This window comes from Mycobacterium ahvazicum (assembly GCF_900176255.2).
GTDB lineage: Bacteria > Actinomycetota > Actinomycetes > Mycobacteriales > Mycobacteriaceae > Mycobacterium > Mycobacterium ahvazicum.
The window spans coordinates 702,666-716,644 of record NZ_FXEG02000002.1 but is presented as its reverse complement, the minus strand read 5'-3'; the positions used below and the strand labels follow the sequence as shown (position 1 = coordinate 716,644).

The 13,979-nt window shown below is 70.1% G+C and carries 12 protein-coding genes; 5 read left to right on the top strand and 7 right to left on the bottom strand.

Annotation, left to right across the window (positions count from 1 at the left end; translation table 11 throughout):
- The first annotated feature begins 3 nt into the window (after positions 1-3).
- Positions 4-2,637, top strand: a complete 2,634-nt coding sequence (locus tag MAAFP003_RS05660) for a cation-translocating P-type ATPase (RefSeq protein ID WP_096285159.1) — start codon at positions 4-6, stop codon at positions 2,635-2,637.
- Here MAAFP003_RS05660 and MAAFP003_RS05655 read toward each other — a convergent pair.
- Genes MAAFP003_RS05655 through MAAFP003_RS05645 form a run of 3 tightly spaced genes read right to left on the bottom strand, consistent with a single transcriptional unit; the run spans position 2,591 to position 6,626 of the window.
- Positions 2,591-3,451 (bottom strand): pseudouridine synthase, encoded by an 861-nt coding sequence (locus MAAFP003_RS05655; protein WP_096285157.1) that lies wholly within the window; start codon positions 3,449-3,451, stop codon positions 2,591-2,593. The genes MAAFP003_RS05660 and MAAFP003_RS05655 overlap by 47 nt on opposite strands.
- A 7-nt stretch (positions 3,452-3,458) precedes the next feature.
- Positions 3,459-5,165, bottom strand: a complete 1,707-nt coding sequence (locus tag MAAFP003_RS05650) for a glycerol-3-phosphate dehydrogenase/oxidase (protein ID WP_096290903.1) — start codon at positions 5,163-5,165, stop codon at positions 3,459-3,461.
- 45 nt (positions 5,166-5,210) lie between these two features.
- On the bottom strand, positions 5,211-6,626 hold the full coding sequence (locus tag MAAFP003_RS05645) for an NAD(P)H-quinone dehydrogenase (protein ID WP_096285155.1): 1,416 nt from the start codon (positions 6,624-6,626) through the stop codon (positions 5,211-5,213).
- Positions 6,627-6,702: 76 nt separating this feature from the next.
- On the opposite strand from MAAFP003_RS05645, the gene MAAFP003_RS05640 reads away from it, so the two are divergent.
- Both MAAFP003_RS05640 and MAAFP003_RS05635 read left to right on the top strand, forming a co-directional pair.
- On the top strand, positions 6,703-7,182 hold the full coding sequence (locus MAAFP003_RS05640) for a gamma-glutamylcyclotransferase family protein (RefSeq protein ID WP_096285153.1): 480 nt from the start codon (positions 6,703-6,705) through the stop codon (positions 7,180-7,182).
- Entirely contained in the window at positions 7,179-7,745 is a 567-nt protein-coding gene (locus MAAFP003_RS05635; RefSeq protein ID WP_096285151.1) for a TetR/AcrR family transcriptional regulator, read from the top strand. Before MAAFP003_RS05640 ends, MAAFP003_RS05635 begins: the two co-directional genes overlap by 4 nt.
- Here the strand turns inward: MAAFP003_RS05635 and MAAFP003_RS05630 are convergent.
- Genes MAAFP003_RS05630 through MAAFP003_RS05620 form a run of 3 tightly spaced genes read right to left on the bottom strand, consistent with a single transcriptional unit; the run spans position 7,742 to position 10,814 of the window.
- The gene (locus MAAFP003_RS05630; protein ID WP_096285149.1) at positions 7,742-8,920 is read right to left on the bottom strand and encodes an amidohydrolase; all 1,179 of its coding nucleotides are present in this window, start codon (positions 8,918-8,920) and stop codon (positions 7,742-7,744) included. The genes MAAFP003_RS05635 and MAAFP003_RS05630 overlap by 4 nt on opposite strands.
- Positions 8,917-10,101 (bottom strand): M20 family metallopeptidase, encoded by a 1,185-nt coding sequence (locus tag MAAFP003_RS05625; protein ID WP_096285147.1) that lies wholly within the window; start codon positions 10,099-10,101, stop codon positions 8,917-8,919. Before MAAFP003_RS05625 ends, MAAFP003_RS05630 begins: the two co-directional genes overlap by 4 nt.
- A gap of 50 nt (positions 10,102-10,151) precedes the next feature.
- Positions 10,152-10,814 (bottom strand): cutinase family protein, encoded by a 663-nt coding sequence (locus tag MAAFP003_RS05620; RefSeq protein ID WP_096285145.1) that lies wholly within the window; start codon positions 10,812-10,814, stop codon positions 10,152-10,154.
- Between the two features lie 43 nt (positions 10,815-10,857).
- Here MAAFP003_RS05620 and MAAFP003_RS05615 point away from each other — a divergent pair, with 43 nt between their 5' ends.
- Together MAAFP003_RS05615 and MAAFP003_RS05610 are read left to right on the top strand one after the other, a co-directional pair.
- Positions 10,858-11,664 (top strand): purine-nucleoside phosphorylase, encoded by an 807-nt coding sequence (locus MAAFP003_RS05615; protein WP_243393783.1) that lies wholly within the window; start codon positions 10,858-10,860, stop codon positions 11,662-11,664.
- A gap of 13 nt (positions 11,665-11,677) precedes the next feature.
- On the top strand, positions 11,678-13,258 hold the full coding sequence (locus MAAFP003_RS05610; RefSeq protein ID WP_165796308.1) for a phospho-sugar mutase: 1,581 nt from the start codon (positions 11,678-11,680) through the stop codon (positions 13,256-13,258).
- Here MAAFP003_RS05610 and upp read toward each other — a convergent pair.
- Positions 13,149-13,883 carry a uracil phosphoribosyltransferase gene (upp, locus tag MAAFP003_RS05605; RefSeq protein WP_096285139.1) on the bottom strand — a complete coding sequence of 245 codons (735 nt, stop codon included), beginning with the start codon at positions 13,881-13,883 and terminating at the stop codon, positions 13,149-13,151. The two genes, MAAFP003_RS05610 and upp, sit on opposite strands and share 110 nt — an antisense overlap.
- Positions 13,884-13,979 lie beyond the last annotated feature (96 nt).

Below are 13,979 nucleotides of genomic sequence, written 5' to 3'. Positions count from 1 at the left end.
CACGTGTGTGCCCTGGTCGAACCTGATCCCGAAGCCGGCTTGACCGCGCACGAGGCCGCTCGCCGCCTTGCCGCGGTGGGACCCAACGACATCGAACGTGTCCCGCCGCTGCCGAAGTGGAAAAAGATCGTCAGCCAGTTCCGCAGTCCGCTGATTTACCTGCTACTGGCCGCACTCCTTGCCTCCCTTGTGGTTTGGGCCCTCGAGGGGGCCGCCGGCTGGCCGGTCGATGCGTTGGTGATCGGCGTCATTCTGGTCCTCAACGCCGCACTGGGTTACGGACAGGAGGCCCACGCCGAGCGCGCGGTCGATGCGTTGGCCCGGATGACGACGACCACAGCGACCGTCGTGCGCGACGGAATCGAATGCAGGGTTGCCGCAAGCGAAGTGGTGCCCGGTGATGTGCTGCTGCTGACGGAGGGCGACGCCGTGGCAGCCGATGCCAGGCTGCTGTCGGCGGACGGGCTGCAGGTGCTGGAAAGCGCGTTGACCGGGGAGAGTGAGCCGGCCCGTAAAGATCCGCGGACCCTGGCCGAGGCGACGGCGCTGGACGAGAAAGCCGGCATGGTGTTCAAGGGCACGGCGGTCGCCAAGGGCGCCGGGCGGGCGGTGGTGACCGCCACGGGGATGGCCACGCAGACGGGTCAGATCGCCGGCCTGGTGCGCGCCGTCGACGACACCGCGACGCCCTTGCAGCGCGAGATCGACCGCGCCAGCCGTGTTCTCGGGATCGCCGTGCTGATTCTCGGCGTCGTGGTGATCGCGAGCATCTTCATCGTCTTCGGCGTGCACAGCGCCGATGATGTGGTCACCGCGGTGCTGCTCGGTGTCTCGCTGGCGGTGGCCGCCGTGCCGGAGGGGCTGCCCGCCATCATGTCGGTCGTACTCGCGCTGGGAACACGGCGGATGGCCGACGAAAACGCCGTCGTCAAACAACTCTCGTCGGCCGAAACCCTGGGATCGGCCTCGGTGGTCTGCTCTGGCAAGACCGGCACCCTGACGACCGGGGAGATGACGGTCGTTCGAATCCTCACCCCGGCCGGGGATGTCAGCGTGACGGGTGCGGGATACCGGCCGGAAGGCACGTTCGAGCACGACGGGGTCCAGCTTCGAGAGGGTGAAAACCTTTGGCGCCAAACAGCATTGGTGCTCGGCGCCCGCGCCGCCGGCGCGAATGCCTCACTTCGGGAACAGGACGGCCAACGGATTGCCGAGGGCGATCCCATCGAGGCGGCCTTCCTAATTGCCCAGACGAAGCTCGGTGCCGCACCATCCCCGTCGCCGCGCGTGACCAAGGGTGAGCCGGATGCGGTGCTGGCGCGCTGCACACAGGTGCGGATCGGCGATCGACTCGTACCGCTGGACACCGCGACGAAGGCGACCATCCGGTGCGGCGCCGAGCGGCTCACGCGCGACGGGCTGCACGCGGTCGCGGTGGCCTGTCCGGCCGCGGCCGACCGGCCCGACCAGCCGCTGGCGTACCTGGGCATGGTCGGCCTCACCGATCCCCCTCGCCCAGGAGCCGCCACGGCCATCGCCGACGCCCACCGCGCCGGGGTCCGGGTGGTGATGATCACGGGGGACCATCCCCGCGCGGCGGCGCGCATCGCGCGCGAACTCGGCATCGAAGACAACGAGTCGGCGGTATCCGGCGCGGAGATCGCCGCCCAGACCGATGATCAGCTCCGGCAAACGGTGCGCCGGCACTCGCAGTACACGCAGCTGGGCCCGGCCGACAAATTGCGCATCATCGGCGCCCTGCAGGCCGACCACGAGATCGTGGCCGTGACCGGCGAGGGGACCAATGACGCACCCGCCCTGAAATCGGCGGACATCGGGATCGCCATGGGCCGCACCGGCACGGACGTCGCCCGAGAAGCGGCGAACATGATTCTCGCCGACGACAACTTCGCGACGATCGTGCGGGCCATCCGGGAGGGCCGCGGCATCTTCGCCAACATCAAGAAGTCCCTGCGATACCTGTTGTCCTCGAACATGGGGGAAGTTCTGACCGTCTTTTTCGGGGTGGTCCTGGCCGGCGCGATCGGCCTGTCGCAGGCGCACACCGTGGCGTTACCGCTGCTGGCCACCCAGATTCTGTGGATCAACCTGCTCACCGACGGCGCTCCGGCCCTGGCCTTGGGCGCGGACCCGCAAACCGAGGACTTGATGGGCCTGCCGCCTCGGGCGGCGTCGGATCGGGTCATCGACAGGCGGATGTGGAACAACATCGTCGTGATCGGCGCGGCCGTCGCGGCCGCGACACTGCTGACAATCCACCTCTATGTCCCGGGCGGCCCGCTGCCGTCGTCGCTCGACACGGCCCGCACCGCGGGCTTCACCGTGCTGGTGCTCACCCAGCTGTTCAACACCCTCAATGCCCGCTCGGAGACGCAGACCGTGTTTCGTGGCCTGTTCGCCAACGGCTGGCTGTGGGCGGCGATCGCCTTCTCGGCGCTGCTCCAGGTAGCGGTGGTGCAGCTGCCGCTGCTGAATACGGCCTTCACCACCGAGCCGCTGTCCCTGAGCCAGTGGCTGGTGTGCATCGCCATGTCCAGCACAGTGCTGTGGGTCAGCGAGATCCGCAAGGTCATCCTGCGTCGCGGTGGCTGCCGAACATACGGCGCGACCCGGTGAACGGATCGTCGAACTCGATGCGTTGAGCCAGCAATCGCAGCGGAGTGCTGAAATCGTCGGCGGCCACGTCGATTACCTTGGGATACAACGGATCTCCGATGATCGGCAATCCCAGCGACGCCATCTGCACCCGCAGTTGATGGGTGCGTCCGGTGCGCGGCGTGAGCCGGTACAGTCCGTCCGGGGACAACAGTTCCACCAGCGTCTCCGCGTTCGGCTCACCGGGCTCGATTACGGCTTGTAAGTGGCTGCGGCGCTTGATGATTCGATGGCGCACCACGCGTGGCAGCTCCAGGCCGGGATCGACCGCCGCGCGAGCCAGATACGTCTTACCGACCTCCCCGCGGGCGAACAGCATCTGGTAGGCGCCGCGCACCTCGCGCCGGGTGGTGAACAACAGCACCCCGGCGGTCAGCCGGTCCAGCCGGTGAGCGGGGCTGAGCTCGGGCAGTCCCAGCTCGTTGCGCAGCCGCACCAGCGCGGTCTGCGCGACGTGGCGACCGCGCGGCATGGTGGCCAGAAAGTGCGGCTTGTCCACGACCACGATGTCGTCGTCGCGATGGAGCACCGGGATGTCGAACGGCACCGGCACCTCGTCGGGCAGGTCGCGGTAGAGGTAGACGCTGGCGCCGGCGGGCAGCACGGTGGCCGCTTCGATCACCGCGCCGTCGGCGTCGACGACCTCACCGGCGAGGACCTTGGCCCGGGCCTGCTCACCGAACCGCGTGGTCAGCTCGGCCAGCACCGCCCCGCCGTGCAGCCGTACCCGCGCGGGCCCCAATCCGTCGCGCACCGGCAGCGGGGCGGGCCTCACGGCCGGTTCACGTTAAAGGAACCGGCTCGAGGATCTCGGCACGCGCTTCGGGCGCGCTGGCGCGCAGCTCGTCGGCCGACACGTCGTCGGGCTGGGCCTGCGACAGGATCTCGGCCTCCACCCGCGCGGTGTAGTTCGCGACCTCACGGTTGACGTCCCCGGCGCTCCAGCCCAGTACCGGAGCCACCAGTTCGGCGACCTCGCGGGCGCAGTCCACGCCGCGGTGCGGGTATTCGATGGAGATCCGCATCCGGCGGGCCAGGATGTCCTCGAGATGCAGGGCCCCCTCGGCGGCGACGGCATACAGCGCCTCGACCAACAGGTAGCCCGGCGCGTCCTTGATCGGGGTTAGCAGTTCGGGACGATCGGCGGCCAGCGCCAGCACGTCGTCCATCAGCGAGCCGTAGCGGTCCAGCAGATGGCGCACCCGGTACGGGTGCAGGCCGACGAGTTCGCCGACGTGCTCGACCTGGTTGATCAGGGCGAAATAGCCGTCGGCACCCAGCAGGCTCACCTTCGCGGTGATCGAGGGCGCCACCCGGGCCGGAACGAACTGCGACGCGGCATCGATCGCGTCGGCGGCCATCACCCGGTAGGTGGTGTACTTCCCGCCGGCGATGGCGACCAGGCCGGGCGCGGGCACCGCGACGGCGTGCTCGCGGGACAGCTTGGAGGTCTCCTCGCTCTCCCCGGCCAGCAGCGGCCGCAGTCCCGCGTACACCCCGTCGATGTCGGCGTGCGACAGCGGCGTGGCCAGCACGGCGTTGACGGTGCCCAGGATGTAGTCGATGTCGGCCTTGGTGGCCGCCGGGTGGGCCAGGTCGAGGTTCCAGTCGGTGTCGGTGGTGCCGATGATCCAGTGGCTGCCCCACGGAATGATGAACATCACCGACTTCTCGGTGCGCAGGATGATCGCGGCATCGCTGACGATCCGGTCCCGCGGCACCACCACGTGCACGCCCTTGGACGCGCGCACCTGAAAGCGCCCGCGCTGCTTGGACAGGGCCTGGATCTCGTCGGTCCACACCCCGGTCGCGTTGACCACGACATGCCCGCGCACCTCAGTCACCGAGCCGTCCTCGGAGTCGCGCACCCGCACCCCGATCACCCGGTCGCCCTCGCGCAGCAGCGCGACCACCTGTGTCGAGCACCGCACGACCGCGCCGTAATGCGCGGCGGTGCGCGCGACCGTCATCGTGTGCCGGGCGTCGTCGACGACGGTGTCGTAGTAGCGGATCCCGCCGATCAGCGAGCTGCGCTTCAGGCCCGGGCTCAGTCGCAGCGCGCCGGCGCGGGTCAAATGCTTTTGGGCGGGAACGGATTTCGCTCCGCCCAGGCTGTCGTAGAGGAAGATGCCGGCCGCGGTGTAGGGCCGCTCCCACCACCGGTGGGTCAGCGGGAACAGGAACGGCAGCGGCTTGACCAGGTGCGGTGCCAGCGTGGTCAGCGACAGCTCACGCTCGTGCAGCGCCTCGCGCACCAGGCCGAACTCCAGCTGTTCGAGGTAGCGCAGCCCGCCGTGGAACATCTTCGACGAGCGACTCGAGGTCCCCGAGGCGAAGTCTCGGGCCTCGACCAGCGCGACCTTGAGCCCGCGGGTGGCGGCATCCAGCGCGCACCCGGAGCCCACTACCCCGCCGCCGATCACGACGACGTCGAACTGCTCGGTGCCGAGTCGCTTCCAGGCCGCCGCGCGTTGCTGCGGGCCCAGCATGGACAACAGGTCACTCACGGGAACGGACTCCTCACTTGGGCCAGGCTAATCCAGATCGTCGTGTGCCATCAGCCGGCGAGCGGCCTCGGTGATCGAACCGGACAACGACGGGTACACGGCCAGCGTCTGCGCCAGCTCGTTGACCGTGATGCGATTTTGCACGGCCACGGCGATCGGCAGGATCAGCTCGGAGGCGATCGGCGCCACCACCACGCCGCCGATGACCACCCCGGTGGCCTGCCGGCAGAACAGCTTCACGAAGCCCTGCTGCAGGCCGGACATCTTGGCCCGCGCGTTGGTCCGCAGCGGCAGCATGATCGTGCGGGCCGGCACCGAGCCGTCGTCGATCATGCTCTGCGGCACGCCCACCGCCGCGATCTCGGGGCGGGTGAACACCGTCGAGGCCACCGTGCGCAACCGGATCGGGCTGACGCCCTCGCCCAGCGCGTGATACATCGCGATCCGGCCCTGCATGGCGGCCACCGAGGCCAGCAACAGCAGGCCGGTGCAGTCGCCGGCGGCGTAGATGCCCGGAACCGACGTCCGCGACACCCGGTCCACCTTCAAATAGTCGCCGCGGCCCAGCTCGATGCCGACCCGCTCCAGGCCGAGGCCGCTGGTGTTGGGCACCGATCCGATCGTCATCAGCGCGTGGCTGCCCTCGACGGTCCGGCCGTCGGTCATCGTGACCAGGACCCCGGTCTCGGTGCGGACGACGGATTCCGCGCGGGCGTTCTTGATCAGGTCGACGCCGCGCTCGGCGAACGCCTCCTCGAGGACCAGCGCGGCGTCGGCGTCCTCGTAAGGCAGCACCCGGTCCCGGCTGGCCGCCACCGTCACCGGCACGCCCAGCTCGGTGTAGGCGTGCACGAACTCGGCGCCGGTGACGCCGGAGCCCACCACGATCAGGTGCTCGGGCAGCGCCTCCAGGTCGTAAAGCTGGCGCCAGGTCAGGATCCGTTCGCCGTCGGGTTGGGCCGACGGCAGCACCCGCGGGCTGGCGCCGGTGGCGATCAGGACCACGTCGGCGTCGTGCTCGGTGGTGGAGCCGTCCGAATGGGTCGCCTTGACGCGATGCCGGGCCAGGCCGGGGGCCGAGTCGCAGAGCTCCCCGCGTCCTGCGACCAAAGTCACACCGGCACTGCGCAGTTGGGCCGCGATGTCGGCGGACTGCTCGGCGGCCAGCGTCCTGACCCGTTTGTGGATCCGCGGCAGCGAGATCTTGGCGTCGTCGATGTCGATGTCGAAGCCCAGCCGGGGCGCGCGGCGCAGTTCGGTGCGCAGCCAGGTCGACGCGATGAACGTCTTGGACGGCACGCAGTCGTCCAGTACGGCCGCGCCGCCGATCCCTTCGGAGTCGATGACGGTGACGTCGGTGGTATCGGGGTGGGATGTGGCGGCCACCAGCGCGGCTTCGTAACCGGCCGGGCCTCCACCGAGGATCACGATGCGGGTCACCACAGCCCTAACCTATCCAAGAACCCGCCGGACGGCCGGATGAGTACCGGGCGGGCACCCGCCGTTTAAGCTTTCACCCGTGCCGCTCTACGCCGCCTACGGATCAAACATGCATCCCGAGCAGATGCAGCAGCGTGCACCCCACTCCCCGATGGCCGGAACGGGCTGGTTGCACGGCTGGCGGCTGACCTTCGGCGGTGAGGACATCGGCTGGGAAGGCGCGCTGGCCACCGTCGTCGAAGACCCCGATGCCAAGGTGTTCGTCGTGCTGTACGACATGACGCCGGCCGACGAGATGAGCCTGGACCGGTGGGAGGGCTCCGAGTTCGGCATCCACAAAAAGATCAGATGCCGGGTCGAACGCACGTCGTCGGACACCGACACCGATCCCGTGCTGGCGTGGCTCTACGTGCTCGATGCCTGGGAGGGCGGGCTGCCGTCGGCACGGTACCTGGGTGTAATGGCCGATGCTGCCGAAATCGCCGGCGCGCCAATGGAATACGTGCACGATTTGCGGACCCGACCGGCCCGCAACATCGGACCCGGCACTCCCGCGTGACGACACCGGGTGCGAGCCCGGCCGGCGAGGTGCCGACGGGGCGTGACGAGGTCGTCGCCGCGATCCTGGAGAGCGCCGCGGACCTGTTCGCCGAACGCGGACCGGCAGCCGCATCCATCCGCGATATCGCCGCCCGGGCGCGGGTCAACCACGGCCTCGTCTTCCGCCACTTCGGCAACAAAGAACAGCTGGTGGGAGCGGTGCTCAACCACGAGGCCGCAGCGCTGAGCAAACTGATCGACGCCGGTGCACAGCTACCCGAGATCGCTACCGCCGGCACCCGCCAGCTGCGCATCCTCAGCCAGGCGCTCCTCGACGGCTATCCGGTGGCCCAGCTGCAGACCAGCTTCCCGGCCGCCGATCGCCTGCTCGCCGAGGTGCGGCCCCTGCACGACAGCGACGACGCCGCCCGGCTGGCCACCGCGCACGCCGTCGCCTTGCTGCTGGGCTGGCAGCTGTTCGAATCCTTCATCCGCTCGGCGTTCGGCCTGCGGGATTTGTCCGCGGACGCGTTGCGCGAGTCGATCTTCGCCGAGATGGGACGGCTGACCGTCCCGCATTAACCCTCGGCGAACTGGGCCGCCTGCTCGATGATGTTGACCATCACTCGCAGTCCGACCCCCAGCGCGCGCTCGTCGAGATCGAAATTCGGCTGGTGCAGGTCCAGCTGCGGGCCCTCGCCCGGCCACACCCCCAGCCGCGCCATCGCGCCCGGAATCTCCTCCAGGTACCAGGAGAAGTCCTCGCCGCCGCCGGACTGGCGCGTGTCGGCCAGCACGTCGGGGCCCACCCCCTCGATCGCGTGGGTGAGGATGCGCGTCGAGACCTCCTCGTTGACCACCGGCGGCACGCCGCGCCGGTATTGCATCGTGTGTTCGATGTCCAGCGGCGCCAGCAGCGAATCCACCGCCTGACCGATGATCGCCTCGAGCTCGAGCCAGGTGTGCCGGCTCGCGGTGCGCACGGTGCCGGACAGCTGGCCGCTCTGCGGAATGGCATTGGCGGCCACCCCGGCGTTGACCGCGCCCCATACCAGGACGGTGCCGTTGCGGGGGTCGAGGCGCCGCGACAAAACGCCGGGTACCCCGGTGATCAGGGCGCCGAGACCGTAGACCAGGTCGGCGGTCAGGTGTGGCCGTGAGGTGTGCCCGCCCGGCGAATACAGCGTGATGTGGATGTGGTCGGCGGCCGAGGTGATCGGGCCCTGCCGGACCGCGACCTTGCCGACCTCGAGGCGGGGATCACAGTGCAACGCGAAGATCCGCGACACCCCGGTCAGCGCTCCGGCCGCGATCGCGTCGATGGCGCCGCCGGGCATCAGCTCCTCGGCGGCCTGGAAGATCAATCGCACCCCGACCGGCAGTTCGGGCACCGACGCCAGCGCCTGCGCGGTGCCCAGCAGGATCGCGGTGTGCGCGTCGTGACCGCAGGCGTGCGCGACGTTCGGCATCGTCGACGCATACGGCGCCCCGGTCCGCTCGGCCATCGGCAGCGCGTCCATGTCGGCCCGCAGCGCGACCCTGGGCTCGTGTTCCGGCCCGAAATCGCACGTCAGCCCGGTACCGCCGGGGAGCACCTTCGGGTTGAGACCCGCGTCGGCCAACCGCTCGGCGACGAACTGCGTGGTGGCGTACTCCTGCCGGCCCAGCTCCGGATAGCGGTGGATGTGCCGGCGCCACTCGACCATGTCCTCGTAGTGCGCGGCCAGCCAGGATTCGGCGGTGTCGACCAGGCTCATGGGGCGGCCCGACGTTGGACCCCGGCCAGCACCCGGTCCCGCTCGGCGCTGTCCTGGGCGAGGTGGACGACCGTGCGCGCCAGCATCACCGCGCCGTCGACCACCGCGCGGTCGGCGCTCGGGCCGGCGGCGGCCGCGGCGAATGCGCGCTGATGCACCGTCGCGCCACCGGCGTCGACACCGATCACCGGGTGGATGCCCGGCAGCACCTGCGTGACGTTGCCCATGTCGGTGCTGCCCATCGGCAGCGCCGTCTCGAATTCGGGCGACACCGGGTCCCGCCCCAGCCGGCGCATCTCTTCCCGGCAGATCTCGGCCAGCCAACGGTCGGGCTTGAGCTCGGCGTAAGCCGGTGACGGCGTGCTGATCTCGTATTCGCAGCCGGTGGCCAGGGCGCCCGCGGCAAAGCACGCAAACATCCGGCCCTCCAGCTCGCGCAGCGAATCCAGTTCGGCGGCCCGCATCGCGTACTGCAATGCCGCGTGGCCGGGGATGACGTTGACCGCCTGCCCGCCGTTGGTGACGATCCCGTGCACCAGCTGCCCGGGCGCCAGCTGCTGGCGCAGCACGCCGATCGCGACCTGCGCGACGGTGATGGCGTCGGCGGCGTTGACGCCCAGATGTGGGGCGACGGCGGCGTGCGACTCCTTGCCCCGGTAGTCGACCGTCACTTCGGACAAGGCCAGCGAACGGGCGGCGGCGATGTCGGTCGGCCCGGGATGCAGCATCACGGCCGCCGCGACGTCGTCGAACGTGCCGGCCTCCAGCAGCAGCGCCTTGCCGCCGCCCGCCTCCTCGGCGGGAGTGCCGACCAGGGCCACGGTCAGACCGAGCTCGTCGGCCACCTCGGCCAGCGCCAGCGCGGTTCCGACCGCCGAGGCCGCGATGATGTTGTGGCCGCAGGCATGTCCGATTTCGGGCAGGGCGTCGTACTCGGCGCAGACCCCGATCACCAGCGGTCCGCTGCCGAAGTCGGCGCGGAAGGCGGTATCCAAACCGCCGGCGCCCGCAGTGACCTCGAAGCCCCGCTCCGCGACCAGTGCCTGCGTTTTAGCGCAGCTGCGGTGTTCGGCGAAGGCCAGCTCGGGCTCGGCGTGGATTGCGTGCGACAACTCGACGAGATCGCCGCCACGACGCCGCACTGCGTCCTCGACGCTGTCCAATGCGGTGTTTGTGGGCATCCTCGCAGTATCTCATCGAACCAAGCCGCGGCGGACCGCGCCGACCGCGGCTACACCCGCCCGGCGATGAATCCCGCCGCCTGGCCGGGGAACGGCGGCGTCGAATAGTCGTGATGCGCATCGCGGTCGCGACCGCCGACGACGCAGACCGGGTCACCGGCGGCGCACAGGTCGATGGCACGGCCGGCGAATGCACCCGCCGTCGACAGCGGGGTGTTGAACCGGTTGCCGGGATTGCCGAACACGGCGACCGCCCTGATCTTGTTGGCCAGGCCGGGGTCCAGCGCCGGGGCCGACCCGAACTCACCGATGGTGTTGCCCAGCGGCGGCACCCCGGCCAGCATCGAGACCGCGGCGGCGCCCTGCGAGAAGCCGCCCAGGATCAGGTGGGTGGCCGGGCACTGGTCGACCATCGCCGCGATGTGATCGCGGGCGTCGTTGGCGCCGTCACCGGTCTGCAGGAAGTTGTAGCTGGCCGGATAGTTCACCGCGTAGTTGTCGAAGCTGCGACCGCCCAGCGAGCCCTGCAGCGCACCGAAGAGCGCATCACCCACGGCGCCCAGGCCGGGTGGCTCGTTGGTGCCCCGAGCGAAGATCAGCTGGACGTCCGGGCAGTCCGCCCTCGCCTTCGGTGCCGGACCACCGAGGAGCGCGGCCACCGAGACCGCAACAGCAACAAGCGCGCCGAGAACCGGCCACCTACCAAAACTCATGCGGGAGATCCTGACATATATAGCGAAGCTAAGCTCGCGCAGTGTGACCGACGTTGCATCCGAGAGTGCACAACTCGCGCGGCGCGCGGCAAATTCCATCCGCGAGAAAACCGGGGTCGACGAGCACGATGTCGCGATCGTCCTCGGCTCGGGATGGTCGCCGGCGATCGCGGCGCTGGGCTCCCCCGACGTCGTGCTGCCCCAGGCCGAGCTTCCCGGCTTCGCGCCGCCGCGCGCGGCCGGCCATCCCGGCGAGCTGTTGTCGCTGCGCATCGGCGAGCACCGGGTACTGGTGCTGGCCGGACGCGTGCACGCCTACGAGGGTCATGACCTGAGCCACGTCGTCCACCCGGTGCGGGCGGCCTGTGCGGCCGGGGCCGGCATCGTGGTGCTGACGAACGCGGCCGGCGGGTTGCGCGCCGGCATGCGGGTCGGCCAGCCGGTGCTGATCAGCGATCACCTGAACCTGACCGCGCGTTCGCCATTGGTCGGCGCCCAGTTCGTCGACCTCACCGATGCCTACGCCCCGCGGCTGCGCGACCTCGCCCGCGACGCCGACCTCGAGCTGACCGAAGGCGTGTACGCCGGCCTGCCCGGGCCGCACTACGAGACGCCGGCCGAGATCCGGATGCTGCGGACGCTGGGCGCCGACCTGGTCGGCATGTCGACGGTGCACGAGACGATCGCGGTGCGCGCGGCCGGTGCCGAGGTGCTGGGCATCTCGCTGGTGACCAATCTGGCGGCCGGGATCAGCGGTGCTCCGCTGAGCCATGCCGACGTGATGGCGGCCGGGGCCGCGTCGGCGGCCAGGATCGGCGCGCTGCTGGCCGACGTTATCGCCCGTATTTAGCAGAATGGGTCGTGTGACGCCGCAGGAGTGGATCGCACATGACCCCGACCCGACGACTGCTGCCGAACTCGCCGCGTGCTCGCCCGAGGAACTTCGGGCACGTTTCGCCCGCCCCCTGACGTTCGGCACCGCGGGCTTGCGCGGCCCGGTGCGCGGCGGCCCGGACGCGATGAACGTCGCGGTCGTCTCGCGCGCGACGTGGGCAGTGGCGCAGGTGCTTACCGATCGCGGCCTGGCCGGCTCGCAGGTGATCGTCGGGCGTGACGCCCGGCACGGCTCGGCGATCTTCGCCACGGCGACCGCGGAAATCCTTGCTGCCCAAGGCTTTACGGTCTTGCTGCTACCCGGCGCGGTGCCCACACCGGTGCTCGCCTACGCGGTGCGCCAGACCGGCGCCGCCGCCGGGATCCAGATCACCGCATCGCACAATCCGCCGGCCGACAATGGCTACAAGGTGTACTTCGACGGCGGCATCCAGATCATCTCCCCCACCGACACCGAGATCGAAACCGCAATGGCCACAGCGCCTCCCGCCGATCAAATCGCCCGCCAGCCGGTGGCGCCCGCGGGCACCGACCTGGTTGCGCGCTACATCGAACGCGCGGCCGGGGTGCGGCGCACCACCGGCTCGGTGCGGGTGGCCCTGACCCCGCTGCACGGCGTCGGCGGCGCGGTGGCCGTCGAGACGCTGCACCGGGCGGGCTTTCACGAGGTGCACACCGTCGGCGCCCAGTTCGCGCCGGACCCCGACTTCCCCACCGTCGCGTTCCCCAACCCCGAGGAGCCCGGCGCCGCCGACGCGCTGCTGGCCGTGGCCGCCGAGATCGACGCCGACGTCGCGATCGCCCTGGACCCCGACGCCGACCGCTGCGCGGTGGGCATCCCCACGGCCACCGGATGGCGGATGCTCTACGGCGACGAAACCGGTTGGCTGCTAGGCGATTACATCCTCTCCCACGATAAACTGGACAACGCGGTGGTTGCCAGCACCATCGTGTCCTCCCGGATGCTCGCACAGATCGCCGGCCATTACGGCGCGACCCACGTCGAAACGCGCACCGGCTTCAAGTGGCTGGCGCGCGCCGATTCGAAGGTGCCCGGCGGCAGCCTGGTCTACGCCTACGAAGAAGCGATCGGCCACTGCGTCGACCCGGCCGCCGTGCGTGACAAGGACGGCATCAGTGCCGCGGTGCTGGTGTGCGACATGGTGGCTTCTCAGAAACAGCAGGGCCGTTCGGTCCCCGACGTGCTCGACGAACTCGCTCGGCGATACGGCGTGCATGACGTCGCGGCGGTTTCGCGCCGGGGCGCCGACAGCCCCGAGGCCGCCGCACTCATGGCCCGGCTGCGTGCCGCCCCGCCGAAGCAACTGGCCGGGGTCGCGGCTACCGTCACCGACATCACCGACGCGCTGATCTTCGCCGCCGGCAACGACGACACCTCGATCCGGGTGGTGGTCCGGCCTTCCGGCACGGAGCCAAAGCTCAAGTGCTACTTGGAGATTGGCTGCGCCGCTTCCGACGAATTAGCTTCTTCTCGGACTTACGCCGGCGCGCTGCGCGCTGAGTTGGTTGCTTCGGTGGAACGCTGGTGAAGATACGGGGCCCGAACTGACGGTCGCCGGCATCGCCGAGCCCGGGCACGATATACGCCGACTTGTTGAGTCCCTTGTCGACCGCCGCGGTGAACACTCGCGCGTTCGGCGCGATTTCCTCAACCGCCGCAAGCCCTTCCGGCGCGGCCACCACACACAGCACGCTGATATCCGTGGCACCACGGCGCTGCAACAGTTCGATGGCATACGTCATCGATCCGCCGGTGGCCAGCATCGGGTCGAGCACGATGACGGGCCGGTGTTTGAGCTTTTCGGGCAGCGACTCCATGTACGGGTAGGGCAGATGGGTGTCTTCGTCGCGGGCCACACCGACGAAGCCGACCTGGGCGTCCGGGACCAGGGCGTGCGCCTCGCTGACCATCCCGAGCCCGGCCCGCAGCACCGGCACCAGCAGCGGCGGTTTGGCCAATCGCTTTCCGAATGTCTCGGCCAGGGGCGTCCGTATCCTGATCGGCGCGGTGGCCGCGTCCCGGGTGGCCTCGTAGACCAGCATCAGCGTCAGCTCACGCAGCGCGGCCCGAAAGCCCGCGGCGTCGGTGCGTTCGTCGCGCAGCACCGTCAACCGGGTGGCGGCCAACGGGTGGTCGATCACGCGGACTTCCATGCGCATGAGGGTATATAACGATCCGACCTCGGTTGGCTAAAGCGCAGCTCACCCCCATGCGCGCCTGGCGTGCGGCGCGCGCGTCGGCCCATATGC

Coding starts and splice junctions, on each gene's coding strand:
- MAAFP003_RS05650 (WP_096290903.1), bottom strand. CDS start 5,165: ATGCTGGGCCCGCAGCAACGCGCGGCGGCCTGGAAGCGACTCGGCACC.
- MAAFP003_RS05630 (WP_096285149.1), bottom strand. CDS start 8,920: ATGAGCCTGGTCGACACCGCCGAATCCTGGCTGGCCGCGCACTACGAG.
- MAAFP003_RS05625 (WP_096285147.1), bottom strand. CDS start 10,101: ATGCCCACAAACACCGCATTGGACAGCGTCGAGGACGCAGTGCGGCGT.
- MAAFP003_RS05620 (WP_096285145.1), bottom strand. CDS start 10,814: ATGAGTTTTGGTAGGTGGCCGGTTCTCGGCGCGCTTGTTGCTGTTGCG.
- upp (WP_096285139.1), bottom strand. CDS start 13,883: ATGGAAGTCCGCGTGATCGACCACCCGTTGGCCGCCACCCGGTTGACG.